Source organism: Pseudomonas sp. LBUM1670 (genome assembly GCF_059695695.1).
In genome coordinates, this window is the sequence record NZ_CP166783.1 from 5,384,611 (window position 1) to 5,410,246 (window position 25,636).

Annotated in this window: 23 protein-coding genes; 5 read left to right on the top strand and 18 right to left on the bottom strand. The window is 61.0% G+C overall.

The annotated features are described in order from the left end of the window. Positions 1-194 precede the first annotated feature (194 nt). Together ACA073_RS24630 and ACA073_RS24635 are read left to right on the top strand one after the other, a co-directional pair. The gene (locus ACA073_RS24630; protein ID WP_497400153.1) at positions 195-1,601 is read left to right on the top strand and encodes an adenosylmethionine--8-amino-7-oxononanoate transaminase; all 1,407 of its coding nucleotides are present in this window, start codon (positions 195-197) and stop codon (positions 1,599-1,601) included. Between the two features lie 151 nt (positions 1,602-1,752). Continuing rightward, positions 1,753-2,472: a 16S rRNA (uracil(1498)-N(3))-methyltransferase gene (locus ACA073_RS24635; RefSeq protein WP_497400155.1), complete on the top strand. Its 720-nt coding sequence runs from the start codon at positions 1,753-1,755 to the stop codon at positions 2,470-2,472. A 114-nt stretch (positions 2,473-2,586) separates the two neighbouring features. Here ACA073_RS24635 and trhA read toward each other — a convergent pair whose 3' ends face one another. Next, the gene (gene trhA / locus ACA073_RS24640; protein WP_497400157.1) at positions 2,587-3,204 is read right to left on the bottom strand and encodes a PAQR family membrane homeostasis protein TrhA; all 618 of its coding nucleotides are present in this window, start codon (positions 3,202-3,204) and stop codon (positions 2,587-2,589) included. Positions 3,205-3,463: 259 nt separating this feature from the next. Here trhA and ACA073_RS24645 point away from each other — a divergent pair, with 259 nt between their 5' ends. After that, the gene (locus ACA073_RS24645; protein WP_497400159.1) at positions 3,464-4,378 is read left to right on the top strand and encodes a LysR family transcriptional regulator; all 915 of its coding nucleotides are present in this window, start codon (positions 3,464-3,466) and stop codon (positions 4,376-4,378) included. Between the two features lie 112 nt (positions 4,379-4,490). Here the strand turns inward: ACA073_RS24645 and madM are convergent, their stop codons facing one another. From madM to pilG, 17 genes are all read right to left on the bottom strand, one after another. Next, positions 4,491-5,255, bottom strand: coding sequence for a malonate transporter subunit MadM (madM, locus tag ACA073_RS24650; RefSeq protein WP_497400161.1), 765 nt, complete (start codon positions 5,253-5,255; stop codon positions 4,491-4,493). 1 nt (position 5,256) lies between these two features. Beyond that, a complete protein-coding gene (gene madL, locus ACA073_RS24655) occupies positions 5,257-5,673 on the bottom strand; it encodes a malonate transporter subunit MadL (protein WP_497400163.1) in 417 nt (138 codons plus the stop codon). A gap of 65 nt (positions 5,674-5,738) precedes the next feature. Further along, on the bottom strand, positions 5,739-6,650 hold the full coding sequence (mdcH, locus tag ACA073_RS24660) for a malonate decarboxylase subunit epsilon (protein ID WP_497400165.1): 912 nt from the start codon (positions 6,648-6,650) through the stop codon (positions 5,739-5,741). Continuing rightward, the gene (locus ACA073_RS24665) at positions 6,647-7,267 is read right to left on the bottom strand and encodes a malonate decarboxylase holo-ACP synthase (RefSeq protein WP_497400167.1); all 621 of its coding nucleotides are present in this window, start codon (positions 7,265-7,267) and stop codon (positions 6,647-6,649) included. The genes mdcH and ACA073_RS24665 overlap by 4 nt, the downstream gene beginning before the upstream one ends. Then, a complete protein-coding gene (gene mdcE, locus ACA073_RS24670; protein WP_497400169.1) occupies positions 7,261-8,064 on the bottom strand; it encodes a biotin-independent malonate decarboxylase subunit gamma in 804 nt (267 codons plus the stop codon). The genes ACA073_RS24665 and mdcE overlap by 7 nt, the downstream gene beginning before the upstream one ends. Continuing rightward, positions 8,061-8,912, bottom strand: coding sequence for a biotin-independent malonate decarboxylase subunit beta (locus ACA073_RS24675; RefSeq protein WP_497400171.1), 852 nt, complete (start codon positions 8,910-8,912; stop codon positions 8,061-8,063). Before ACA073_RS24675 ends, mdcE begins: the two co-directional genes overlap by 4 nt. Further along, positions 8,905-9,204 carry a malonate decarboxylase subunit delta gene (locus ACA073_RS24680; protein ID WP_497400173.1) on the bottom strand — a complete coding sequence of 100 codons (300 nt, stop codon included), beginning with the start codon at positions 9,202-9,204 and terminating at the stop codon, positions 8,905-8,907. Before ACA073_RS24680 ends, ACA073_RS24675 begins: the two co-directional genes overlap by 8 nt. Then, complete coding sequence (locus tag ACA073_RS24685; RefSeq protein ID WP_497400175.1) at positions 9,204-10,079, bottom strand: triphosphoribosyl-dephospho-CoA synthase; 876 nt, start codon at positions 10,077-10,079, stop codon at positions 9,204-9,206. The genes ACA073_RS24680 and ACA073_RS24685 overlap by 1 nt, the downstream gene beginning before the upstream one ends. Further along, complete coding sequence (gene mdcA, locus ACA073_RS24690; protein ID WP_497400177.1) at positions 10,079-11,749, bottom strand: malonate decarboxylase subunit alpha; 1,671 nt, start codon at positions 11,747-11,749, stop codon at positions 10,079-10,081. Before mdcA ends, ACA073_RS24685 begins: the two co-directional genes overlap by 1 nt. A 262-nt stretch (positions 11,750-12,011) precedes the next feature. Beyond that, positions 12,012-12,437 (bottom strand): hypothetical protein, encoded by a 426-nt coding sequence (locus tag ACA073_RS24695; RefSeq protein WP_497400179.1) that lies wholly within the window; start codon positions 12,435-12,437, stop codon positions 12,012-12,014. Next, entirely contained in the window at positions 12,400-13,029 is a 630-nt protein-coding gene (locus tag ACA073_RS24700; protein ID WP_497400181.1) for a transcriptional regulator, read from the bottom strand. Before ACA073_RS24700 ends, ACA073_RS24695 begins: the two co-directional genes overlap by 38 nt. A gap of 71 nt (positions 13,030-13,100) precedes the next feature. Beyond that, positions 13,101-13,556, bottom strand: coding sequence for a chemotaxis protein CheW (locus tag ACA073_RS24705; protein WP_497400183.1), 456 nt, complete (start codon positions 13,554-13,556; stop codon positions 13,101-13,103). Next, positions 13,549-19,569 (bottom strand): Hpt domain-containing protein, encoded by a 6,021-nt coding sequence (locus ACA073_RS24710; protein WP_497400185.1) that lies wholly within the window; start codon positions 19,567-19,569, stop codon positions 13,549-13,551. Before ACA073_RS24710 ends, ACA073_RS24705 begins: the two co-directional genes overlap by 8 nt. A gap of 37 nt (positions 19,570-19,606) precedes the next feature. Further along, entirely contained in the window at positions 19,607-21,664 is a 2,058-nt protein-coding gene (locus tag ACA073_RS24715; RefSeq protein WP_497400187.1) for a methyl-accepting chemotaxis protein, read from the bottom strand. 155 nt (positions 21,665-21,819) lie between these two features. Continuing rightward, positions 21,820-22,368: a chemotaxis protein CheW gene (locus ACA073_RS24720; RefSeq protein ID WP_497400189.1), complete on the bottom strand. Its 549-nt coding sequence runs from the start codon at positions 22,366-22,368 to the stop codon at positions 21,820-21,822. Between the two features lie 10 nt (positions 22,369-22,378). Next, positions 22,379-22,744, bottom strand: a complete 366-nt coding sequence (gene pilH / locus ACA073_RS24725) for a twitching motility response regulator PilH (protein ID WP_007897961.1) — start codon at positions 22,742-22,744, stop codon at positions 22,379-22,381. 60 nt (positions 22,745-22,804) lie between these two features. Beyond that, entirely contained in the window at positions 22,805-23,209 is a 405-nt protein-coding gene (pilG, locus tag ACA073_RS24730) for a twitching motility response regulator PilG (RefSeq protein WP_027926573.1), read from the bottom strand. Positions 23,210-23,552: 343 nt separating this feature from the next. Between pilG and gshB the strand changes: the two genes are divergently transcribed. Further along, positions 23,553-24,506, top strand: coding sequence for a glutathione synthase (gshB, locus tag ACA073_RS24735; RefSeq protein ID WP_017341266.1), 954 nt, complete (start codon positions 23,553-23,555; stop codon positions 24,504-24,506). A 77-nt stretch (positions 24,507-24,583) separates the two neighbouring features. Further along, the gene (locus ACA073_RS24740; RefSeq protein WP_497400192.1) at positions 24,584-25,483 is read left to right on the top strand and encodes an energy transducer TonB; all 900 of its coding nucleotides are present in this window, start codon (positions 24,584-24,586) and stop codon (positions 25,481-25,483) included. The last annotated feature ends 153 nt before the right edge of the window (positions 25,484-25,636 follow it).

The following is a 25,636-nucleotide window of genomic DNA, read 5'->3' on the forward strand; positions in this document are numbered from 1 at the left end:
ACAGCAGTTTTACGAGTCAGACGACTCAAAGAACCGCGAAGAATACGTTAGCCATCAATAGGCCGCCAGCGACGTCTACCACCCCATACAAAGTAGCTCAAACGACACAATAGGTTGTTCCCGCGCGACGCATTGCATAGGCTTGCGCGATTGTATGTCCGCGCCTGTCCCGGACCGCCTCGAGGAGACTGAACATGGGCCTGAATAATCAGTGGATGCAGCGCGATCTCGCGGTGTTGTGGCATCCCTGCACCCAGATGAAAGACCACGAACAGCTGCCGCTGATCCCGATCAAGCGCGGTGAAGGCGTGTGGCTGGAAGACTTCGAAGGCAAACGTTACCTCGATGCGGTCAGCTCCTGGTGGGTCAACGTGTTTGGCCACGCCAACCCGCGCATCAACCAGCGCATCAAGGATCAGGTCGATCAGCTGGAGCACGTGATTCTGGCCGGTTTCAGTCATCAGCCGGTGATCGAGCTGTCCGAGCGTCTGGTGAAGATGACGCCGGAAGGCCTGACCCGATGCTTCTACGCCGATAACGGTTCGTCCTGCATCGAAGTCGCGCTGAAAATGAGCTTTCACTACTGGCTCAACCGTGGCCAGCCGAACAAAAAGCGCTTCGTCACCCTGACCAACAGCTACCACGGCGAAACCATGGCGGCGATGTCGGTGGGCGACGTGCCGCTGTTCACCGAGACCTACAAGGCGCTGCTGCTCGACACCATCAAGGTGCCGAGCCCCGATTGCTACCTGCGCCCCGACGGCATGAGCTGGGAAGAGCATTCACGGAATATGTTTGCCGCGATGGAGCAGACGCTCGCGGAGAACCACGACACCGTCGCGGCGGTGATCGTCGAGCCGCTGATTCAGGGCGCCGGCGGCATGCGCATGTATCACCCGGTTTATTTGAAGCTGCTGCGTGAAGCTTGCGACCGCTATGGCGTGCACTTGATCCACGACGAAATCGCCGTCGGCTTCGGCCGCACCGGGACCATGTTCGCCTGTGAACAGGCCGGCATCCGCCCGGACTTCCTTTGCCTGTCCAAGGCCCTGACCGGCGGATACTTGCCGTTGGCGGCATGCATCACCACTGAAGACGTCTACAGCGCGTTCTACGATGACTACCCGACCCTGCGCGCGTTCCTGCATTCGCACAGCTACACCGGCAATCCGCTGGCGTGCGCGGCGGCATTGGCGACGCTGGACATCTTCGAAGAAGACAACGTGATCGAGAACAACAAGACTTTGGCGCAGCGCATGGCTTCGTCTACCGCACATTTGGCCGATCACCCGAACGTCTCGGAAGTGCGTCAGACCGGCATGGTGCTGGCCATTGAGATGGTCAAGGACAAGGCGACCAAGGAAGCCTGGCCGTGGCAGGAACGTCGTGGCTTGAAGGTGTTCCAGCATGCGTTGGAGCGAGGTGCTTTACTTCGACCGTTGGGCAACGTGGTGTATTTCCTGCCGCCTTACGTGATCACGCCGGAGCAGATCGATTTTCTGGCGGAAGTGGCCAGTGAAGGGATCGACATTGCGACCCGCAATAGCGTCAGCGTCTCAGTGCCGAAAGACTTCCACCCCGGTTTCCGCGATCCTGGTTGATTGAGTTCACCGGAGCTTCTGCGGAGCCTGTACCGCCGCCTTCGCGAGCAAGCCCGCTCCCACAGGGGAATGCATTCCAAGGTGGGAGCGGGCTTGCTCGCGAATGAAGTCGCCACCGATTCAGATGATTAACACTTTCCAGAGAACCCGCATGAGACTGTCCCGCTTCTTTATCGACGCCCCCCTGAGCACCGGCGAGCACGAGTTGCCCGAGGCCCAGGCCCATTACATCAGCCGCGTACTGCGCATGGCCGAGGGTGATGCGTTGCAACTGTTCGACGGCTCGGGACATGAGTTTCGCGCAACGCTGGTGGAGGTCGGCAAGAAACGCGTCGTGGTGCAGATCGATGAAAGTTTCGCCGGTCAGGTTGAATCGCCGCTGCAGATTCATCTCGGCCAGGGCTTGTCCCGTGGCGAGCGGATGGATTGGGCGATTCAGAAAGCCACAGAATTGGGCGTGACTGAAATCACCCCGATCTTCAGCGACCGCTGCGAAGTCCGGCTGAAGGACGAGCGCGCCGACAAACGCCTGCTGCATTGGCGCCAAGTGGCGATCAGCGCGTGCGAGCAATGCGGGCGGTCGCGGGTGCCGGTGATTCATCCGCCGGTGTTGTTGGCGGACTGGTTGAAGCAGACCGAGGCGGAGTTGAAGCTGGTGCTGCATCCAGTAGCGGAGCCGTTGGTGAGTCATGCGAAGCCGGCAACGTTGGCGTTTCTGATCGGGCCGGAGGGTGGGTTGTCGGAGGCTGAGGTTGATCAGGCCAAGGGCGCTGGTTTCCATGCTGCTCGCCTTGGACCGCGGGTGCTGCGGACTGAGACCGCGCCGGTTGTTGCGCTTGCGGTTGCCCAACAGCTTTGGGGTGACTTCTAGTACGCCTTCGCGAGCAAGCCCGCTCCCACAGGGGATTTGTGTTGTTAACAAATCTCCAGCAACATGCCGATCCAATGTGGGAGCGGGCTTGCTCGCGAATGGCCGCGACGCGGTCTACAAGACATAAACCAGAATCGCCACAAAGTGCAGCAAACTCCCCGCAATCACGAACAAATGCCAGATCCCGTGCGCATGCCGCAACCGATGATCCAGGGCAAAGAAAATAATCCCCACGGTGTACAAAATCCCGCCCGACGCCAGCCAGGCAAACCCGGCCGTGCCCAGCGCCGCCAGCAACGGCTTGACCGCGACCAGCACGATCCAGCCCATCACCGCGTAAATCACGATCGACAGAATCCGCGCTTCCGAACGCGGTTTGATCTCCTGAAGGATGCCGATCAACGCCAGCCCCCAGACAATCCCGAACAACGTCCACCCCCACGGCCCGCGCAGGGTCACCAGACAAAACGGCGTGTAACTGCCAGCGATCAACAGGTAGATCGAAAAGTGATCGACCTTCTGCATGATCGCTTTTTTGCGCCCCTGCACACTGTGATAAACGGTCGATGCGCTGTAGAGCACCATCAACGTAAAACCGTAAATCGCCACGCTGACGATCTTCCACGGGCTGCCGTCCATGCCGGCGATCACCAGCATCCACACCACCCCGACCGTCGCCGCCACCGCCCCGATCAAATGCGTCCAGGCGTTCAATCTTTCCCCGTGATACATGTATTGCTCACCTCGAAATCCCATACAACATCGCGCAAGGCTCAGGCCTCAAGCGTAAAAGCGCAATGTTTCAGATCACAAATTCCCCTGGAGCTGTGTAGGAGCTGCCAAGTGAAATGAGGCTGCGATCTTTTGATCTTGATTTTCGCTGCCCTTGATAATGCCGAAGATCAAAAGATCGCAGCCTCGTTTCACTCGGCAGCGCCTACAAGAACCCACATACGTGCACAATCAAGCCATTCGAATAAGAGTCACGCCCATGCTGATCGACGAAGAGTTGACCCTGAAAAAACTCGAGGTGTTCCTCGCCTTCATGCGTTCCGGCAACCTGGCCCGGGCCGCCGCCGAGTTGGAGACCAGCAACGTCAGCGTGCACCGGGCGATCCACTCCCTGGAAAGCGCCCTGCGCTGTCCGTTGTTCAAACATGAAGGTCGCAACCTGACGCCGCTGGAAAGCGCGTATGTGCTGGAGGAACGGGCGCAGAAACTGATTCAGGACGTGGTCGAAACCGTGCGCCTGACCCGCGAGGCCGCCGGTTTCTCCGCTGAGCGCTTCAAGCTCGGCTCGTTGTATTCGCTGACGGTGAAGACCGTGCCGCAACTGATCATGGGCCTGAAGATCCGCCGCAGCGAGCTCAACATCGACCTGATCCTCGGTTCGAATTTCGACCTGTTCTACAAGCTCAAGAACATGGAAGTCGATGCGATCCTGGTGTCTCTGGACGACAGCGTGAACGACCCGGATTGCGAGCATATTCAACTGTTTTCCGATGACATATTCCTGGCCACCCCGGCGGATTCGAAGTTCGCCCAACGGACGGAAGTTGATCTGGCCGAAGTGCGCGACGAGACGTTCATCACCCTGACCCAAGGCTTCGCCACGCATCAGGACGGCAATCGGGTGTTCAGGCAGGCGGGGTTCGAGCCGAAGGTGGCGATGCAGGTCAACGACATCTTCACCCTGCTGAGCATGGTCAGTTCGGGGGTGGGTTATGCGTTGCTGCCGGGGAGAATTGCGGCGGTGTATGAGAACCGGGTGAAGCTGATTCCGTTGCAGGAAAAGTATCGGTTGCAGCAGCACATTGGCGTGGTGTTCCTGAAGGCCAAGGAGCGGGATCCGAATTTGCTGGCGTTGCTGGCAGAGTGTCGGATGTATGCCAATCGCCAGGCTTGAAACCGCATCGAGCCCTTCGCGGGCAAGCCTCGCTCCTACAGGGGTATGCGGTCCCTGTAGGAGCGAGGCTTGCCCGCGAAGGCGTCGGAACAGTCAGCGATGAATCATCGGTCTAGCCAACTATCCCGCGAACAATGAAGTACAGCAACGAAGGCCCGAGCAAGCACCCAAGCCCGGTATGAAACGTCGCCGTCAACGCCCCATAAGGCACCAACCGCCGATCCGTCGCCGCCAACCCCGCCGTCACACCGCTCACCGTCCCGGCCAAGCCGCCAAACACCATCGCCGAACGCGGGTTATCCAGCCCCATCCAGCGCGCCGCCATCGGCGTGCCGACCATGACCAGAATCGCCTTGATCAACCCGGTGGCAATCGACAACGCCATGACATCGGACGTGGCACCAATCGCCGCGCCGGTCACCGGTCCGACGATGTACGTCACCGCACCCGCGCCAATGGTGGTCATGCTCACCGCATCGCGATAACCAAACGCCCAGGCAATGCTCGCCCCGACAATGAACGGCAGCACCGTGCCCAGCAGCAGCGCGATCACGCCGATCAACCCGGCCTTCTTCGCTTCAGTGGCCTGCACTTCGAACGCCGTGGCGACGATGGCGAAGTCCCGCAACATCGCGCCGCCCATCAATCCGATACCGGAAAACAGCGTCAGGTCCGCCAGGCCTTTTTGCCCTCCGGTAATGGTGCCGCCGACCCAGGCCAGTACCAGGCCGATGACGATGGCAATTGCCGAGCCATGAATCCGTCCGAACGTCAGTCGTTTGGACAACACCACCGACACCCACATGATCACGCCGACAAACGCGAACGCCGTGACCAGACCGTTATTTGCCAAACCCTTCTCAATGACTTCCAACATATCAGCGGCCTCCTACTGGAGTGCCGACGGGGGAGATTTCCGCCGGTTCATCGGGCAACGGTTCACCTTTGTGGGTCCGGCTGATCAGGGCAATGGTGCAACCGCAGATCACCACCGAACCGATCGCTGCGAGCACCGCCACCGGGCCGCCGTGCAAGGCGGTGACGACGTTCTGTTGCGCCGCCATCGCCACCACCACCGGAATGTACATGGCGCCCCAGAAGCCGACGCCCATCTCGCAATCCTTGGTCATGCCGCCGCGCTTTTGCATCCACAGCCGCGCGCAGATCAACAGGATCATCGCGATCCCGACCCCGCCCACATTGGATTTAACGCCCAGCAATACGCCAAGTGCATCGCCCAGGATCACCCCTGCCAGCGTACAGATCGCCAACAGCGCCACACCGTAAATAATCATTGTTGTCGTCCTCAAAGTGCATCGTCGAATGTTGTTTTTGTTGTTCGAAGGCCTGAGTCGGTGATTTAGAGTTGGCGGCTTCCCTCCTCACGCAACAGCGCTTGCAGGGTATCGAGCCGGGCACCGTCGAAGGCAATCACGGTGCCCTGCTCGAACACCCGGCGCGCCAGCCCGGTCAGCACCGCACCGGGCGGCAGTTCGATCTGTAGACGTACGCCGCGCTCGTAGGCGCTTTGCACCGTGCCGCGCCAATCGACGATGCGGCACATATTGAAGGCCAGGTCGTCGCGCAAGGCTTCGGTGTTGATAACTGGCCGGGCGCGACTGCCGCTGAGGTAACCCAATGTCGGCGTTTTCAGCGGCACCTTGGCGAATGCATCGGCCAGCGTTTTCGCGGGCGCATTCAGCAGCGGGCAATGCGACGGCACACTGACGGCAAGTCGCTTGGCCAGGCCTGCACCGCGAGCTTTCGCCAACTCGGCGACGGCTTGCATCGCGCCGTCGCTGCCGGCAATCACCACCTGGTTTTCGGCGTTGATGTTGGCCAGGTAAACCGGCGTGTCGACGCTGTGAACCTGCGCCAGCAAGCCTTCCACTGTGGATAAATCGAGACCGATGATCGCGGTCATGCCGTAGCCCTGTGGATAAGCCTGCTGCATCAGTTCACCGCGCAGGCTGACCAGATGCAGCGCATCGCCGAAGCTCAAGGCGCCCGCAACCACCGCCGCCGGGTAAGCACCGATGGACAATCCAGCCACGTAATCCGGTGTCATGAATAACTGGCGTGAAGCCGCCACACCGGCGATCAGCAGGCAGAGTTGAACAGCTCTCGTCGACTTGAGCGCTTCGGCAGAATCCAGCAGCAACACCTCTTCGCCAAGCACGTCACTCGCCTCGATCAGCGTTTCGCGCGGCAAACGATGGAGCATGCCCGGCTGCTGCGCGCCCTGGCCGGGGAACACCAGCAAACTGCTCACGCGGCTTGCTCCAGCGGGTTCCACGGATCAGCCACCAGACAGGCTTCGCTGGCACTTTTGAGCAAAACCAGGCGTGCAGGGCTGGCCCATTCACGCAGGGCGACGGCGCCAAAAGGTGTCTGCAACTGCATGTCCACCTGGCACGCGGCGCTGTCCAGAATCTTCAGCAGTTCCTGCGCCTGAGCACGTTCCAGCGGTTGCGGCGTGCGCAGGATCAAATCCAGATCGCTGCCCTCGTGCAAGGCAACAAAGCCACTGGCCAATTCAAACCCGGCACTGCCGCTGACGCCCCACACCCGACCGCAGCCATCAAGCAGCGGCCGCAGTTGGTTGAGGGCATGCACTGCCGGCAGATCCCGATTGATCGAGACATGACAAAGTGCTTCCGGTGTAACGCAACGCTGAACGGCATCGACCGGCATCACCGTTGCGAAACGCTGCTCACGCAAGCGTCCACGCACGCCGACCGCGATGAGATCCGGCGCACTCAGCGCACGCCGAACCACCACTGGCTGCCCCACGCTGATCGACTCGATCACCCACGCGGGCGCATCCGCAGGCAAGTGCGCCGGGGTCATGCCCCAGAGCAGGTCGTGGGCCAGATACGTGTTCACCACTGTTCTCTCAGCAGTTGGCGAACGTTCTTCGAGGCGGCACGGTTGCTTGCGCCCAGTCGGCTGCTCAGGTCGCGCCCTGTCGCGGCGACATCGCCAATCGCCAGGTTCAGGCATTCAGTTACCCGCGCCAGATCCGCTGCCGTCGGCTGCTCGATCCGCTCCACCGACAAGGTTTCCCAAAGCAAACCCAGACTGGCGTAGCTGTCGATGTCATACGCCATCGGCGGCACGCTGGCGGCCAGCGCTTCCAGCTCTTCGACGCTGCGCAAGGTCACTCGCGCCGCTGAAGCCTTGCCCATCGCATGCACCATCACGCCCGGATCACGCAGTGCGATCAACCGATTGGCCTGATACCCGTGAGCCAGAAACGCCCCGGACATCGCCTTGCCCACCAGCAAACCGATCACCGCATGCCCGGCCAGTCGCGCGCGGGCGTAACTGTCCGCAGCGCCCGCCAAGGCCTGATGAATGCCGAGTGCTTCTTCGCGTCGACCATAGGCCTGGCTCGGCACGTCGACGATGGCGATCAAGGCGCGCTTGTGCGGTTTATCAGCGTCCGCCGCGATGACCTCATCCACCGCTTTGGCCAACCCCCAACCTTCCAGCAAACCCACTTCGCCATTGCGAGCGCGGACAAAGCGGTTGTCGGGATCAGCCACCACGGCGATAAACCGCACAGGCTGATCGCCCAACACACCGTCGGCCACCTTCAACGAAGCCGGCAAACCCTCCACCGGTTTCGCGCCCGCACTCAAGGCGTTGAACCAGCTCAAACCTCTCAGGGAATACGAACTCATGAGCGCTCTCCTCGATACAGATCGCGAACCGTCGCTGGCTCGATTTGCGGTTCGGCGTCCAGGCGGGCCAGCCGTTGCAGAAACAGGTCGGCCTGACGGCTGCGCTGTTTTTCCGGCAAACCTTGCTTGAGCAATTCACTGACCTGCTGCTGAATTTGCGCTACATCATCGGCGACATAACGATCCACCAGGCCACTGGCAAAACGTTGCTCGCCACCGGTCAGGCTCCAGATGAAGGGACGGTCACGGGAGTCGTATTCCTCAAGCCCCGCTTCCTGTTCGATCACCTGCGGACCGTTCAAACCGAGTCGCGCTTCCTGGGTCACCAACAGATAGCTACATAACCCGGCGGCAATCGACATCCCGCCAAAGCAACCAACGCTGCCGGCGACGACGCCGACCACGGGTTGGTGCTGGCGCAGATCGACAATCGCCGCATGAATATCGGCAATCGCCGCCAGCCCAAGGTTGGCTTCCTGAAGCCGCACACCGCCGGTCTCCAACAGCAACACGGCGCGGGTGGGAGTGCCGTTGCGGTTGTCTTCGGCGGCCAGTTCCAGTGCGCCAGCGATCTTCGCCCCGCCGACTTCACCGAGGCTGCCGCCCTGAAACGCGCCTTCGATGGCAGCGATGACCACCGGCAGACCGCCAATACTGCCCTTGGCAATCACCACGCCGTCATCGGCTTGCGGGACCACGCCCTGGCGCGACAACCACGGCGACATGATCCGTTGAAAGGGGTCGAGCAGTTCGCGGAAGGTGCCAGCGTCGAGCAAGGCTTTCGCCCGTTGCCGCGCACCCAGTTCGACGAAGCTGTGTTTGTGGAGGAGCGCTGCGCTGTCAGTCATGGCCGATCTCCTCAAAGCCTTGTTCCAGACGCAAGCGAACCACGCCGGGCGTGGCGCCGAAGTCGTGGATATCGATGGCCATCGCCGGCGGGGTCTGGCCGTCGAACATCCGCGCAAAAAGATGCTGCCAGCGTTGTTCGGCGCCATTGACCGAGGTCTGCACCTTGATGGTCAGCCTGCCGGCCTGACCTGGTTCGATCAGCACTTCCAGATCGCCCGAGCCGACACAGCCGACCAGCGTGCGACCGCGTGGCGGCTGCCCGGCGGGGAATTCAAAGGATAAGGTTTCCATCAAAACGCTCCCTGGTTGATGCCGTCAGCCGACTCGATGCGGTCGATGAACAGACAGGCTGCTAGCAAATCCGCAGCGCCGCCGGGCGAGGCATTCAAACCGATTAATTGTTCGTCCAGCTCATGCAAACGGCGGCGACCGGCGAGGCTGGCGCTGCCGCCGGCGTCGAGTACCGCTTGGGCGCCGAGTTGCATCGTTTGCAGGCCTTGTTCGCCGGCGCGGTAGAGCACGCAGGTGTCGGCCAGATTTGTCATGATTGCCAGCAGTGCATCGAGCCGGGCGTTCTGCTCGCCATGCCCGGTCGCGCGACTGCGCTGGAGTTGCGGCAAGGCGCGCTGGATCACCGAAGGAAAGCCAAGCTGCGCTTCTTCACGGGCACCGCGCGCGCCGTAGCGCAGGGCGACTTGCGCGCCGTGGCTCAGAGGACGTGGGGCGTAACGGTCGTCGAGTATCGCCAATCGGGCTGCCCGCATCGTCACAGCGCTTGCTTGGGTATTCGTGCACTCCAGCGCGGCGGCAGTGACCAAAAGACCCAAAGCCCAGATCGCCCCACGGTGAGTATTCACACCGTTCGTGGTGGCGAGCATCGTTTGCTCCCCTTCCCGGCCAATCCGCCCAAGGGCTTCACGCAGCGGCAAACCCACTTCGCCAAATTCGATAGCGGCTTGCGCCATTTCCGTGAACGCCGGCCACAACGACATCGCCGAAGCGTGCATCAGCCCAAGGTGCAAATCGGTATGCGCGCCATTGCCACGACGATCGACCAGCGCCGGTTTCGGCGACAAATCCGCTTCGTCGATCAGCGCGTCCACCGCCAGGTCCGCCAGCCGTTCGGCCAGGGATAACGTTTTCGGTTGCAGGATGAATGCGTGCATCACCAGCTCCTGAATTTGGCGGGCGGGTTGTAGAGGCCACCGGACCACTCGACCAGATCAGCCACGCTTTTGGCGGCGAGCCATTCACGGGTGGCGTCGGTGCGACGGATGCCGAGGTCTTCGGGCAACGCGATCAAGCCTTCGCGGCGCATGCGTGCGGTGTCTTTCGGGTTGTGGCGCAAGCCGATGACAGTCACGCCGGCGACGGCAGCGATCATCGCCTGGCGTTCTTCCAGCGAACGCGCCTTGTACAGATAGGCGATGCCTTCTTCGGTCAGCAGGTGGGTGACGTCGTCGCCGTAGATCATGATCGGCGCCAGCGGCATGCCGCTGTTCTTCGCCACTTCAATCGCATCGAGGGTTTCGACGAAGGTCGGTTTGCCACCCTCCTGGAAGGTCTCGACCATTTGCACCACAAGTTTTTTGCCGCGTTCAAGCAAGGGTTCCGGCGCGTCACCGTGGCGCATGTCGAGCCAGGCTGGCGTGCCGTGGCGCCGACCGCGCGGATCGTGGCCCATGTTCGGCGCGCCACCGAAACCGGCCAGACGACCGCGGGTCACGGTGGAGGAATGGCCGTCGCCATCGACTTGCAGGGTCGCACCGATGAACAGGTCTACCGCGTATTGCCCGGCCAGTTGGCTGAACATTCGGTTGGAACGCAGCGAGCCGTCGCGCCCGGTGAAGAACACGTCCGGCCGCGCGGCGATGTAGTTTTCCATGCCCAGTTCCGTGCCGAAGCAATGCACGCTTTCGACCCAGCCGCTTTCGATGGCAGGAATCAAGGTCGGGTGCGGATTGAGCGTCCAGTTGCGGCAGATCTTGCCTTTGAGGCCGAGGGATTCGCCGTAGGTCGGCAGGATCAGTTCGATGGCGGCGGTGTTGAAACCGATGCCGTGGTTCAGGGACTGGACGTTGTGTTTTTCGTAGATCCCGCGGATCGCCATCATCGCCATCAGCACGTGCACAGGCTTGATGTGGCGCGGGTCGCGGGTGAACAGCGGCTCGATGTAGAACGGCTTGTCGGCCACCACCACGAAATCGACCCAGGAGGCCGGGATGTCGACGCGTGGCAGGTCTGTGACGTCGTCGACCAATTGATTGACCTGAACGATGACGATGCCGTCGCTGAAGGCCGCCGGTTCGATCAGCGCTGGCGTGTCTTCAGTGCTGGGGCCGGTGTAGATGTTGCCGGCGCGGTCGGCCATGAAACCGGCCGAAAGCACGACGTTGGGAATCAGGTCCACCACCAGTCGCGCGTAGAGCTCGATGTAGGTGTGGATCGCGCCGATTTCCAGCAGGCCGTCTTCCAGCAACTGGCTGATGCGCAGGCTCTGGGTGCCGGCGAAGGAGAAATCGAGCTTGCGGGCAATGCCGCGTTCAAACAGGTCCAGGTGCTCGGAGCGGCCGACGCTGGGCATGATCATGTGCAGGTCGTGGAGCCTGGCGGGATCGGCTTTTGCCAGTGAGCGGGAAAGGAAGTCCGCCTGCTTCTGATTGTTGCCCTCCAGCACCACACGGTCGCCGGGCAGGATCAACGCTTCGAGCGCCGCAATGATGTTGTCGGTGGGCAGGACCACACCGTCGGCCAGGCCCTTGACCAGTTCGAGACGCCGCTGCTTTTCGCTGCGCCGCCGCGTCCATCGCGAGTCGGGGGATATTGTTGTTGTCATGACCACTCCACGGGTTCGCTGTCGTGAGGGTCACCTTAGGAGTGTGGAGGCGGGGCATCAATCAAGCACAGAGACGGATCGTTACGGTCAGGGTAATGGTTGGAGAAGTGTGCTGGCTGTTCAGGCCCCTTTCGCGAGCAAGCCCGCTCCCACACTGGATCTGTGTCGTACCCAAAACCTGAGTGCGCCAGAGATCTAATGTGGGAGCGGGCTTGCTCGCGAAGGGGCCAGAACAATCCCCGTATTCTTCAGTGTAGAAACACTACAGTCCGGTCATCTGCTGCTGCACGCGACCCTGAAGCTGCGCAGTGCTTTCCAACAGCTGCGCCAACAACGCCTGATCCTCATCCATATAGCCTTCATACTCCGCCAGGTTCCGTCGCTCATGACACAGGGCGAATAGTCGAACCTGCACTTTGCCAATATCAGCGGTATGTACCAGGCACTGAAACACCAGATATCGCTTGTCTGAACGGTAGCCACACAAGCGAAGAGCCGTCAGCGCAAGGGCGTGGGCAGCGTTGTAAGCCAGATCGAACCGGCTTGCGAACGAAAGTGAAGTGGCTTGTGCATCCTTCAAGCGATCCACAGCCGAACGCAGCAACCCTTCACACTCCTTGCGATCCGGCGGCTCGGCTTTCAGTCCACCGCTACGTAACAGATTTTCCAGATTCTCGTTGCTGCCCATCCTTGGACTCCAAAGGGTTTCCCCCCATCAGATTGATCTTTTCCTGCTGCGCTACCCGCACGACAAAGCTGTTTTCAGCCTCCAGTTTTGCTGCCCAGTCGTCAGGGGTGTAGAGCGTCGGGTTGAGAACGCGGCCCATCTGTTCCTCCAGAGGCATAAGCCGCTCCATCACTTCACTGTAGTGCAGGCCTTCGCCGATCAGCATGAGATCAATGTCACTGGATGCGTTCGCCTGATCCTTGGCGATAGAGCCATACACAAATGCCCAAGTGATCTGTTCGGCAAAGGGGTGGAGCGCCTGGCGCAGAGGCTCGGCAATACCAAAGGTTTTACGGGCGATGCCCAACAGTTCGGCATAGATCGGGCATTCGGGATTGGCTTGATAGTGGGTCTGGTTGCCCTGACGGATCAGAGTCAGCACGCCTGCCCGCTGCAACCGGTCCAACTCGCGCATGAGGCTGCCTTTACCCACTTGAGCCCAGCGGGCGATCTCGTTGGCGTAAAAACTTTGATCGGGCTTGCCGAACAATAAGCCCAGCACTTTTTGCTGGGTAGTGGTGAACAAGGCTTCACTCAATGACAGGTTTTTCACGGCAACGACCGACAAGTCCCAAAAAAGGAACGATAGGTCCCTTTTTGGGAATCTTCAACCCTGGGAAGTCTTCAGGTGAGTCCGGCACTCACCAGCAACTCCTCCAGCGCCATCAAGTCAGGCACTTTGGCCACTTGCTCCCCCACCTGCACCGCTGCCTTTTCCAGCGGACACAACGGCACATCCATATAACTCAACTGGCTGTCGAGCTTGTACGACCGAGGAATCCCCTGCACCAGCAACGCGATGAATTTCAGTTCAGGTCGTCCACCGATGGCGTTGAGGATAACGATGCGGGCTCGCTCGCCAATCACGATCTTGTTGCCACACGCCGACTCAAAACTGAGCAATGGAATCTGCCGGTTCCGCCACGTTACCCGCCCCAGATACCACGGCGGCGTATCCAGATCGAACGCCCCCGGCTGATAGTCGATCAGCTCCGCCACCGCCACGTTGGGCAAAATCAGGTTGCGGTCGGCCAGGGGCAGCAGCAGCCCGGTGAGGTTGCTGGTGCGGTGTTCAAGCATGGGTTTTGCTCCACAGCGCGATGCTTTCAAGCAGCACCGATTCCTGGTACGGCTTGCCGAGGTAGTCGTTGACGCCGATGGCCATGGCGCGATCGCGGTGTTTCTGGCCGGTGCGCGAGGTGATCATGATGATCGGCAGATGCTGCAAACGCTCATCCGCGCGCACTTGGGTCGCCACTTCGAAACCGTCCATGCGCGGCATTTCGATGTCCAGCAGCATCAGGTCCGGCATGTGTTCTTCCAGCAGCAACATGGCATCGACGCCATCCTTGGCCGTCAGCACGTTCATGCCGTGGCGTTCGAGCAAACGGCTGGTGACCTTGCGCACGGTGACCGAGTCGTCGACCACCATCACCAGCAAGGGCTTGTGCGGCTCGGGCTCGGCGTCTTGAACCAGCGGTCGTTGCGGCGCCTGCATCGCACGGATTGGCGCCAGCAAATCGAGAATCAGCACCACCCGGCCATCGCCCAGTATCGTCGCCCCGGACAAACCCTGCACCGCCGCAAATTGCGGACCGAGGCTTTTCACCACGATCTCCCGGTTGCCGGCCATCGAATCGACCTGCACCGCGATGTGGCGGTCATTGCATTGCACCAGCAACACCGGCAGCGGCAGGCTCTGACCCAGCAATTTCGGGCGGGTGCTGGTTTTCAGCAGTTCGCCGAGGTAGCACAGTTCATAGTGCTGCCCGGCGTATTTGTAGGTCGGCGGATCGAGCCGGTAATGCCCTTCAAGTTCGTTGGGCAGCACACGCACGATGCCGTCGATGGTGTTGAGCGGAATCGCATATTGATCATCAAAGCACTGCACCATCAGCGCCTGATTGACCGACACGGTGAACGGCAGGCGAATGCGGAAATGCACGCCCTGCCCCGGCACAGAGTCGATGCTCATGCTGCCGCCCAGTTGCCGAACCTCTTCGTGGACCACATCCATGCCGACGCCACGCCCGGAAATCTGGGTGATTTTCTCGGCCGTGGAGAACCCCGGTTGCAGGATGAATTGCAGCACGTCGCGGTCGCTGATGTCGCTGTCCGGCGCGAGCAGTCCGCGCTTGATTGCCTTGCGCCGCACCGCTTCCAGCGGCACGCCTGCACCGTCGTCGCGGAGGTCGAAAATGATGTCGCCGCCTTCGCGGGACAGGTCGAGGGTGATCCGGCCCTGCGCCGGCTTTCCGGCTGCGATGCGCACGTCTGTGGGTTCCAGACCATGGTCGACGGCGTTGCGCAGCATGTGTTCCAGCGGTGCCGCCATGCGTTCAAGGACATTGCGGTCCATCTCGCCTTCCGCGTTGCCGACCACGAATTCCACGTCCTTGCCCAGTTCACTGGAGATCTGGCGGACGATGCGTTTCAGGCGCGGCAGCATTCGCTCGAACGGCACCATGCGCGTACGCATCAGGCCTTCCTGCAATTCGGTGTTGATGCGGCCCTGTTGCTGCAGCAGGTTCTCCGCGTCCTGGTTGCGCCGGTCGAGGGTTTCCTTGAGGTCGAGCAGGTCGGAGGCGGACTCGAACAGCGCCCGTGACAATTGCTGCAACTGCGAGTGGCGATCCATCTCCAGCGGGTCAAAGTCTTCGTAACCCGAGCGCTCTGCGTCGATTTGCTGGCGGCTGAGAATCCGTCCCTGGGTTTCGGTATCGAGCCGGCGCAATTGATCGCGCATGCGCTCGATGGTGGTTTCCATCTCGTTCAACGCCACGCGCGCGTCGTTGACCTGCTGTTCGATGCGGCCACGGAAGATCGAGGTTTCCCCGGCCAGGTTGACCAGGTCGTCGAGCAGTTCCGCCGAGACCTTGACCATGTCGGCACCGACATCGACTTGAGGCGCAAGCGGCTCGACCTTGGGTGCAACCGGAACGGCAACCGGTGCTTCCTGCACCTCCGGATGGCTGAAATTGCGGATCGTGTCGATGAGTCGATCGGCCGGTGGCAACGGTTGACCGGCGCGGGTGGCGTCGAGCATTTGCGCCAGTCGGTCATGGCTGCTTTGCAACAGCCCGAACAGCGCGGCCGTCGGTTTCAGCACACCGGCGGACAAGCCTTCGTAAAGAAATTCCAGTTCATGGGCGAGGTCGCCGATCGGGCCGATTTCCACCATCCGCGCACCACCCTTGAGGGTGTGCAGGTCACGCAGCAGGGTTTCCATTTCCTGACGATTGGAAGGTTCGGCCTGCCAGCGCACCAGCGCCGCGCCGGAGTTTTCGATGATGTCGAAACCTTCCTCGAGGAAGATTTCCAGCAGCTCGGGATCATGCCCCGGCGAATCCTCGGCCTCCACAGATTCGACTGTTTCAGGCGCGTTGGCGTTGCCTTGGCGGAACTCGCGAATGGCTTCGATCAGCTCACCCGGATCACCCAGCGGTTTCTGGTTCTGCAACTGCTCAAGCAGTTGAGCCAGCCGGTCATGACTCTGTTGCAGCAGGTGCGCCAACGCTTCGCTGTGGCTGTAACGGCGATCGACAAGACCTTCGTAAAGGCTTTCCAGCTCATGGGCGAGGTCACCGACCGGCTCGACCTCGGCCATCCGCGCACCGCCCTTGAGCGTATGCAAATCCCGCTGCAACGACAGCAGCGGCGCGGCGTTTTCCGGGTCATTCAGCCAGCGCTGCAAGGCCTGGCCGGCGCTTTCGAGGATGTCCACCGCCTCTTCGAGGAAGATCGACACGATCTCATCGTCGAGCTCTGCCACGCGGTCCCCTGTAGGAGCGAGCTCGTCTCCGGGCGGCGTTCCGACGATGGGCTCACAGGCGCCGCGTTTATCCAATGACAACGCGTCATCGTTAACGTCCATCGCGAGCGAGCTCGCTCCTACAGGGGGTAGCGTGCGCTCCAGTTCGGCCGTGGCTTCGCTGAGGTCACGGATGCTCAGGGTGCGGCTGCCGTCACTGCGAATCAGGCCCATGGCCGTCGGGTCGAGGCTCTCGTCGAGCAAGCCGCGCAAGGCCCGGATGCGCTCCGGCTGCGGGCTGACTTCCTGGCCGGCAGCCAGTTCGTCGAGCATGTTGATCAGTGCTTCGTGAGCACTTTGCGCCTCGTGGAAAAACCGGTCGCTGACGGCGAGACTGCTTTCTTCCACCGCGCCATAAAGATCCAGCAAGGCTTCGCAGAGCTCGTCCACCGGATGCAGATCGGCCAGGTGCGCACCTTCGCCGAGGGTGGTCAATTCGTCCAGCAGTGCACTGAGTTCCTGACGTTCGCCGGGATGCTGCTGCCAGCGCTGCAACAGGCTTTCGGCATCCAGCAGGATGTCCATGCCCTGAGCCAGAAAGTTGTTGATCAACTGCGGATCGCGCTTGGTTCTGAGCGCCGTGCTCGGTGTGCTCAACAGCGCTTCCAGCCGCTCGGCCAGCAGCGCCTGTGTTCTTTCGATCAATGAACGGGCGCCGGGAATCTCGGCCAGCGGATCGACCTTGAGCTGACGCAACCCGAGACGGAACACGCCTTCGGCTTCCAGCAGCAGTTCGATTTCGTCCAGGTCCAGGGCCATCAGGTGCGCCTTGTACTCACGGGCCAGGTGATCCAGCGGTGTCGCCAGCTCGGCAATCGGCAAGACGCCGGCCATCGAAGCGCTGCCTTTGAGGGTGTGCAGCGCCCGTTGCAACTCGTCGCTGGCCTGCAACGGCACATGTTCGGCGGCCTGCTCAAGGAAGCGGTTGAGGCTGGCCAGATGGGTTTCCGCCTCGTTGCGGAAAATCTCCAGCAACAACGGATCGAGGGCCGCAACGTCCTGCACGTCCTCATCGGACAGAGGTTCGTCACCCTTGGCGAGGGCATGGGCGCGGGCGGCCAATTGGTCGACATCGTTGCGCTGACGCTGGGCATTGTCGGCAAATTCAGCCACCAGTTCCGGCAGCAGGTTCAGTACATCGTCGAGCAGTTGCTGTACGGCCTGGCCCGGTTCAACGCTGTGCTCCAGCACGCGATTGAGCAGGTTTTCCACGGCCCACGCCAGCTCACCCAGCACCAGCGCGCGAACCATCCGGCCACTGCCTTTGAGCGTGTGGAAGGCCCGGCGCAATTCGCTTAATACCGACGTATTGTCGGGAGAGGCCGACCAGCGCGGCAGGTATTCGCGAAGGATGTCCACGACTTCATCGGTTTCTTCGAGGAAGACTTCGCGCAGTTCGTCATCCACCGGCGCCTCGCCCAGCGGCGGGGGTAACAGGCTGCCCGGCGTATTCAGCGCGGGCGGGTTAACGGCAGATACCGGGTTGGCCAGTACATCGGCCAGGGTCTGGACGACCTCTGGATCGTCCAGTTCCTGCTGGTCCTGCATGACCTGGGCTTCGCTCGGGCTGAGCACATCCTCCAGCATCGGTACAGAGTGCTCGCTGGGAAAAAAGCCGAGTGACGCCAGGCTTTTTTCCGCAACATCGAGCAACTGTTCACCGGCAGCCTCGGGATCGTCGCTGAGGCGCTCAAGGTAATACTCGATGCTGGTGATGACGTCGGCCAGGCTGTCCAGTTCTTTCCAGCCAGGCTGGTCCGGGTCCAGCAGCAAATGCTCGCGGATGAAGTGGTTGCAGGCGTCGATCAGGCTCGCTGCACGGCTCAGCGGAATCATCGCCAGCGCACCGCGCACCTGGGTCAGCAAGGCCGGCAACGGTTGCAAATGCTGGCGGTCCCAGTCGGCGTCGATGTAATCGACGATCATGTCCTTGGCCTGTTGCAGGCAGATGCGCGCTTCCTTGATCACGATCTGGTGGATCTGCGTCAGGTCGGTGGTCGGCGGGCGGCTGTCTTCCTGGCTTTCCGGTTCGACGGTGCCGACCATCCCGGCCAGCGTCGCCTCGACGTAGAGCAAGGCCCCGGCGACGTCCATGAGGATCGCATCGTTGGGTTCGCGCTGACCCTGGGCGAGACTCAGCACCACCGCCAGTTGATCGATGATGACCTTGCGCGGCTGGCCGAAACCGAGCACCGCCAGGGTGTCGGCGATCTGTCGCAACGGTGCGAGCAGGCTTTCGAGGTCCGAGGTGTGCTGGCGGTCGCTGCGCACGAACAGGTCCAGGCGTTCTTTGACCCGTACCAGCTCTTCGCACAGCGCCGCCAGCACCGAGCGCATGGCATCGCGATCAGGGCCGGCCAGCCGCGCCCGTTCTTCGTCGACCATCGCGCTGTCAGGCAGCGCGTCGTCCAATCCGTAGCGATCTTTCATGGTCAGCATCTGCCCGGTGGGGTGTTCGGCCTTGGCAATGTAGAACAGCAAACTCTTGAGCAACTCCGGCGGTGCCGGCTGATTGATCGCGGGCATGCCCTGTTCGAGCAGGCGTTTGAGCTCTGTGTCGGCGTCCTTGAACAGGCTGCGCAGGGCCGGGCTGTTGGCGATCGAACCGCCACGCATGCCTTCGACCAGCGCTGAAGCGACTTGCCACAACGGGCTCAGGGGCGCATTGCCACACAGCCCTTCAAGACGTGAAAACACCTTGGTCAGGTAACCGAGGTGGGTGTCGTCATCCTGCTCGCGCATCAACCCGACCAGGGCCATCTGCAACATCTGGCGCAATTTGCGCAGCACGTTCGGCAGGTCCGCCGGCTCCAGCAGCGCCAGTGATTCTTCATTCAGCGCTGGCAGGTCCGGCAATTGCGGGGTGAACAGGCTGGTTTCCGACAACAGGCTTTCGCCACGGGCGCTGCGCAGATCGTTGATCAGCGGTAGCACCACCAGCGGCAGGTCGCGGCGTGCGCCTTGTACGCGGTCGAGGTAGACAGGCAACTGACCGATCGCTTGCAGCAACAGATGAATGGCCTCGTCGCGATGGCTGACGCGGTTCTGCTGCAAGGCAGCGATCAGTTGCTCCATCTCTTCGGCGAGCAGCGCCGCGCCGTAGAACTCGACCATCTGCAAACTGCCGTGAACCTGATGGATGCACGCCAGGCATTCACTGAGGGCGTGCGTCGCCTGGGGGTCATCAAGCAATGTTTCAATCGCCTGGTGAGCCACTTTCAGCGTTTCGGCAATCTCGCCTTTGACCCACTCGAGGGCCACATAGTCGTGCCGATCACCCATAACTGCTCCGTTCATCGTTCGAACGCCCGTGGACGCTTCACACTTTATCCACAGTCTGCGCCTTGGCGGCCGGCAAGGTGAAACCGGACACCGAGCGCCGCAACTGGCTGGCCATTTTCGCCAGGTTACCGATGCTCTCGGCAGTGGCCGTGGAGCCGGACGACGTCTGCGAGGTGATCTGCTGGATCACGTTCATCGTCAGGGAAATCTGCCCGGCCGAAGACGTCTGTTGCTGGGCGGCGTTGGAGATGCTCTGGATCAGCGCCGCGAGCGTCTTCGACACGCCTTCGATTTCTTCCAGGGCCACACCGGCATCCTGCGCCAGACGTGCGCCGCGCACCACTTCGGTGGTGGTCTGTTCCATGGAAATGACCGCTTCGTTGGTATCGGCTTGAATCGCCCGCACCAGGGTTTCGATCTGCCGGGTCGCGGCGGAAGAGCGTTCGGCCAGCCGTTGGACTTCGTCGGCCACCACCGCAAAACCGCGCCCGGCGTCACCGGCCATGGAGGCCTGAATCGCAGCGTTAAGCGCAAGGATGTTGGTCTGGTCGGCAATGTCATCAATCAGGCTGACAATATCACCAATCTCCTGAGAGGACTCGCCGAGGCGCTTGATGCGCTTGGCGGTGTCCTGAATCTGTTCGCGAATGTTGTCCATGCCGTGGATGGTGTTGTGCACCACCTCGTTGCCCTTGTTGGCAATTTCCACCGAGCGCTCGGCCACCGCCGAGGACTCGGCGGCATTGGCCGAGACCTGATCGATGGACTGCGCCATGTCGTTGATCGCAGTGGAGGCTTCGCTGATCTGTTGCGCCTGATGTTCCGAGGCTTGCGCCAGGTGCATGGCGGTGGCCTGGGTTTCCTGCACGGCGGCAGCGACCTGGCCGGCGGTGAGGTTGATCGTTGCCACCAGATCACGCAGCTGATCCACGGAATAGTTGATCGAATCGGCGATGGTCCCGGTGAAGTCTTCGGTCACCGACGCCGTCACGGTCAGGTCGCCGTCGGCCAGGTCTTCGATTTCGTCGAGCAGGCGCATGATCGCGTTCTGGTTGCGTTCGTTCTTTTCAGCGGTTTCGCGCAACTGGCGATTGGTTTCGCGAACCATCACCAGGCCAATGAGAATGATCGACATCAGCGCCAGCAGGCCCAGCACGTAGCCGCCAATGGTGTCTATATCGCGCCCGCCGGCGAGGTTTTCGAACCCGATTGCCAGGTGCGAGGCTTCGTCGAGCAGGGTTTGCGAGAGGGTGAAAATGTTGCTTGCCGATTCGCGGACCTTGAACAGTTCCGGTGAGGTTTCGAGGATTTCATCCACCGAACCCGAGACGAATTCAAACAGTTCGGAGATCTCGATCAACCGGGCGCGGGCATCGTGGTCTTCGACCTGGCTGACCTTCAGCGCCGGATTGCCCTGCAGCATGCCCGTGAGCACCTGGCCGAAACGCGCGGCGTCGCGACCAAAAGCGTCGGCGGCCTGTTGCGAACTTTCGTCGCCGGACAGCACGGTGTTGACTGCACCGAGAATCCGCTCGGCCAACAGCGACTGACGCTGGGCCATCGCGACCTGAGCGGCCGGCGCACCCCGTTGCAGGAGGATTTCGACGACTTTTTCGTACTCGACCTGCAATTGCGGCACGGTTTCAGCGAGGGTGGCGGCGACTTGATGCAGCGACAAAACCGTCTGTTCGCTGGACAGAATGGCGTCGGTGTTTTTCAGCAGGCGTTCCCAGTCCAATTGCACCGCGCGCATTTCCGGACGCACGGTGGACGGGGCTGGCGGCAGGCCGGTGGAAGGGTCGCCTTTCTTCAGATACCCCCAGCGCTGGGCAAAATCGTTGCGTGCATCGCTGAGCAACTTGAACGCGGCAGCCTTGCCGGCGGCGGCTTCGGTGGCGTTTTTGGCAATGCGCTGGGACAGCACGCGCAGCTCGCCGGCGTGGCCGATGTATTGTTTATCGTACGTGGCTTGAGTGTTGAGGCGAGCGAAGTTGGCGAACAGCAGCATGATGAAAACAATCAGCGCGATGAACAGCGCGATGATCTGCGACCGGCTGCGCGACCCTTCTGGCTTGCCTGTTTTTGCTTTTATCATCGGTCCTCGCCTGTTAACCAACCTTCAGAACCCACCATAACCCCCTGTGGGAGCGGGCTTGCTCGCGAATGCGGTGTGTCATTCAGCATGACTGTCGACTGATACACCGCATTCGCGAGCAAGCCCGCTCCCACATTGGGTTGGTGTCGAACCAGTTACAGCGCTACGTGCATAAAGCTTTGTGACTGCGCCAACGCGAACGGGCTGAACACCTGCCAATTCTGCTCGCGCTGAAACCGGCCCTTGATGAACGGTGCAATCGGGTCATTCAACGCATCTACCGGCTCCAGACTGTCCTGAGCAAAGTGCTGAAGGCCGAAAACTTCATCGACCATCAACCCGGCAAACACGTCCTTGTGCTCCACCACCAGCACCCGCCGCTGTTTGCGCACCGCCGACAACTCGTGGCCAAGCTCTTTATCCGAAAAGAAGGCACACAAATCCATCATCGGCAGCAAGCGCCCGCGCAGGTTGGCCACGCCCTTGACCCAGGGTTTGACCCCCGGCAGTTGCGTGAACCGTGGTTCGTGCAGGACTTCGCTGACTTCGCCCATGGGCGCGACATACCAGTGCTCGCCCAGGCGAAAACCGATACCGCTCCAGCTGTCCTGCCGGGTCGGCTGCGATGGCAGATCCGCCGCCAGCAGACGACAGCGCTGGTCAATCTGCAGCAGCAGTTCGAAAGCCGTCAGCGACTCGGTCATGGCCGCACGATCAACCGGCCAGCACGTTGTTCAGGGTCTTGATCAGGGTGTCTTCGTCGACCGGTTTGGTCAGGTAATCCTTGGCGCCCTGGCGCGTGCCCCAGACCTTGTCGGTTTCCTGATCCTTGGTGGTGATGATGATCACCGGGATATGTCCGGTTTCCGGATCTTTGGTCAGCTGACGGGTTGCCTGGAAACCGTTGAGGCCGGGCATGACGATGTCCATCAGCACCGCGTCGGGTTTTTCCTGACGGGCGAGCGCCACGCCGTCGGCGCCGTTTTCGGCTTTCAATACTTCATGACCGTGCTTTTCCAGCATGCCGGTCAGTTTGTACATTTCAGTCGGCGAATCATCGACGATCAGAATACGTGCCATGGTTTTCCCCATTCTTCTTGTCGACGCCGGGCCCGCTGGCCGAGCGTCTCTGTGCGTGTCCTACTGCGGCAAAACAGCGGCGAAGCCCGGTACGTGGGCCTGGATCGCGTTCAGCAGTTCTTCCTTGCTGAAAGGCTTGGTCAAAAACTGGTCGGAGCCGACGATGCGCCCCTTGGCCTTGTCGAACAACCCGTCCTTGGACGACAGCATGATCACTGGCGTGGACTTGAACGCACTGTTGTTCTTGATCAAGGCGCAGGTCTGATAGCCATCCAGACGCGGCATCATGATGTCGACAAAGATGATGCCGGGATGATTGTCGGCAATCTTGGCCAGGGCATCGAAGCCGTCGATGGCCGTGATGACCTCACACCCCACGTTTTTCAACAGCGTTTCGGCGGTGCGGCGAATCGTCTTCGAATCGTCGATCACCATGACCTTCAAGGCGCTGGAATGCTGGTCCATAAATGCTCCACCGTCGCCTTTGCGAATCAAATTGTCCGTTTCCGATAACCGGAGGCTCGAAACCCTTGATGTTCAAGGGCCAGCATGACATGGCAGCCTTTTTAGCACAGTCTCCAAATGCAATCTATCGGGGGACTGGCGCGGTGGTTTTTCCTTGACCGGGAACACACACGGCGCCACTCTGACGCCACTTTTTTACGGCTCTTTGTAGGAGCGAGCTTGCTCGCGATGAACGTCAACGATGACGCGTGCTGGCTGGATAAGCGCGGTGTTCTGAAGTCCATCGCGAGCAAGCTTGCTCCTACGGAGAATCGAAATCGCCCCCAAATTCGAGGAAAAACCCATGAGCGTTCGCGTCGGGATTGTCATGGACCCTATCGCCAGCATCTCCTATAAAAAGGATAGCTCGCTGGCCATGCTGCTGGCCGCACAGAAGCGCGGCTGGGAACTGTTCTATATGGAACAGGGCGATCTGTACCAGGCCGAAGGTGAAGCGCGGGCGCGGATGCGGCCGCTGAAAGTCTTCGCCAACCCGGAAAAATGGTTCGAACTGGAAGCCGAGACCGACGCGCTGCTGAGTGATCTGGACGTGATCCTGATGCGCAAGGATCCGCCGTTCGACATGGAGTTCGTTTACTCCACTTACCTGCTCGAACAAGCCGAGCGCGCTGGCGTACTGGTGGTCAACAAGCCGCAAAGCCTGCGTGACTGCAACGAGAAACTGTTCGCCACGCTGTTCCCGCAGTGCACGCCGCCGACCATCGTCAGCCGTCGCCCGGACGTGCTGCGCGAGTTCGCCGATCATCACGGCGACGTGATCCTCAAGCCGCTGGACGGCATGGGCGGTTCTTCGATCTTTCGTCACACCGCCGGCCACCCGAACCTGTCGGTGATTCTCGAAACCCTGACCTTGCACGGCAAGCAGCAGATCATGATCCAGGGTTACCTGCCGGCCATCGTCGATGGCGACAAACGCATCCTGATGATCGACGGCGAGCCGGTGGATTACTGCCTGGCGCGTATTCCCGCCGCGGGCGAAACCCGTGGCAACCTCGCGGCCGGTGGTCGTGGCGAAGCCCGTCCGCTGACCGAGAAAGACCGCTGGATCGCCGCGCAAGTCGGCCCGACCCTGCGCGAGAAAGGCCTGCTGTTCGTTGGCCTGGACGTGATTGGCGAGCACCTGACGGAAATCAACGTCACCAGCCCGACCTGCATTCGCGAGATTGATAATGCGTTCGGCACGGACATCGGCGGGATGCTGATGGATGCCATCGATCAGAAGCTCAAGGCCCGTTGATATAGAACACCCAAGATGAAACCAACATTGCGTTATCATGCGCGGCCTGTGAAAAACGCGATGTTGGTTTTCTCGTCATGACCCTCCCGTCCGATCTGCCCGCAGAACTCGCCCACCGTGGCGTGCGCCCGGCCGATCGCCTCGGATTTACCCTGTTTCTCGCGGCGTTGATTCACCTGGCCTTGCTGCTGGGCGTTGGGTTCACGATGGTTGAACCCAAGCAAATCAGCAAAACCCTGGAAATTACCCTCGCCACCTTCAAAAGCGAAAAGAAGCCGGCGAAGGCCGATTTCCTCGCCCAGGAAAATCAGGAAGGCAGCGGCACCCTGGATAAAAAGGCGATCCCCAAGACCACCGAGGTCGCGCCGTTCCAGGACAACAAGGTGCAGAAAGTCACGCCACCGCCGGCCGCCAAGCCTGAAGTGCAGGAAGCGCCGCCCAAGACTGCCGTGACCACCGTCGCACCTAAGCCTAAGAAAGCCGCGGCCAAGACCGAAGAACCCAAACCCGTCACCAAACCCGCTGTCGCCGCGCCGACGTTCGACAGTGAACAGCTGTCCAGCGACATCGCCAGCCTGGAAGCGGAACTGGCCAACGAACAACAGCTGTACGCCAAGCGCCCGCGCATCCACCGCCTGAGCGCCGCCTCGACCATGCGTGACAAAGGCGCCTGGTATAAGGACGAATGGCGCAAGAAGGTCGAGCGCATCGGCAACCTCAATTACCCCGACGAAGCGCGGCGTCAACAGATTTACGGCAACTTGCGGTTGATGGTCTCGATCAACCGCGATGGTTCACTGTATGAAGTGTTGGTACTGGAGTCGTCCGGGCAACCGCTGCTCGATCAGGCCGCCCAGCGGATCGTCAGGCTGGCGGCACCGTTTGCACCGTTTACCGGGGATCTGTCGGATATCGACCGACTGGAAATTATTCGGACGTGGAAATTTGCGCGCGGGGACAGACTCTCCAGCAACTGACCACCACAAATCCCCTGTGGGAGCGGGCTTGCTCGCGAAAGCGGTCTTTCAGTAGACACCTCCGTTGAATGACACATTGCTTTCGCGAGCAAGCCCGCTCCCACATTTAATCTATGTCGTTGCCGAGATTTGCGGCATTTCCTATACATCCCC

Coding starts and splice junctions, on each gene's coding strand:
- ACA073_RS24630 (WP_497400153.1), top strand. CDS start 195: ATGGGCCTGAATAATCAGTGGATGCAGCGCGATCTCGCGGTGTTGTGG.
- ACA073_RS24635 (WP_497400155.1), top strand. CDS start 1,753: ATGAGACTGTCCCGCTTCTTTATCGACGCCCCCCTGAGCACCGGCGAG.
- trhA (WP_497400157.1), bottom strand. CDS start 3,204: ATGTATCACGGGGAAAGATTGAACGCCTGGACGCATTTGATCGGGGCG.
- ACA073_RS24645 (WP_497400159.1), top strand. CDS start 3,464: ATGCTGATCGACGAAGAGTTGACCCTGAAAAAACTCGAGGTGTTCCTC.
- madM (WP_497400161.1), bottom strand. CDS start 5,255: ATGTTGGAAGTCATTGAGAAGGGTTTGGCAAATAACGGTCTGGTCACG.
- madL (WP_497400163.1), bottom strand. CDS start 5,673: ATGATTATTTACGGTGTGGCGCTGTTGGCGATCTGTACGCTGGCAGGG.
- mdcE (WP_497400169.1), bottom strand. CDS start 8,064: ATGAGTTCGTATTCCCTGAGAGGTTTGAGCTGGTTCAACGCCTTGAGT.
- ACA073_RS24675 (WP_497400171.1), bottom strand. CDS start 8,912: ATGACTGACAGCGCAGCGCTCCTCCACAAACACAGCTTCGTCGAACTG.
- ACA073_RS24680 (WP_497400173.1), bottom strand. CDS start 9,204: ATGGAAACCTTATCCTTTGAATTCCCCGCCGGGCAGCCGCCACGCGGT.
- ACA073_RS24685 (WP_497400175.1), bottom strand. CDS start 10,079: ATGCACGCATTCATCCTGCAACCGAAAACGTTATCCCTGGCCGAACGG.
- mdcA (WP_497400177.1), bottom strand. CDS start 11,749: ATGACAACAACAATATCCCCCGACTCGCGATGGACGCGGCGGCGCAGC.
- ACA073_RS24695 (WP_497400179.1), bottom strand. CDS start 12,437: ATGGGCAGCAACGAGAATCTGGAAAATCTGTTACGTAGCGGTGGACTG.
- ACA073_RS24705 (WP_497400183.1), bottom strand. CDS start 13,556: ATGCTTGAACACCGCACCAGCAACCTCACCGGGCTGCTGCTGCCCCTG.
- ACA073_RS24710 (WP_497400185.1), bottom strand. CDS start 19,569: ATGGGTGATCGGCACGACTATGTGGCCCTCGAGTGGGTCAAAGGCGAG.
- ACA073_RS24715 (WP_497400187.1), bottom strand. CDS start 21,664: ATGATAAAAGCAAAAACAGGCAAGCCAGAAGGGTCGCGCAGCCGGTCG.
- ACA073_RS24720 (WP_497400189.1), bottom strand. CDS start 22,368: ATGACCGAGTCGCTGACGGCTTTCGAACTGCTGCTGCAGATTGACCAG.
- pilH (WP_007897961.1), bottom strand. CDS start 22,744: ATGGCACGTATTCTGATCGTCGATGATTCGCCGACTGAAATGTACAAA.
- pilG (WP_027926573.1), bottom strand. CDS start 23,209: ATGGACCAGCATTCCAGCGCCTTGAAGGTCATGGTGATCGACGATTCG.
- gshB (WP_017341266.1), top strand. CDS start 23,553: ATGAGCGTTCGCGTCGGGATTGTCATGGACCCTATCGCCAGCATCTCC.
- ACA073_RS24740 (WP_497400192.1), top strand. CDS start 24,584: ATGACCCTCCCGTCCGATCTGCCCGCAGAACTCGCCCACCGTGGCGTG.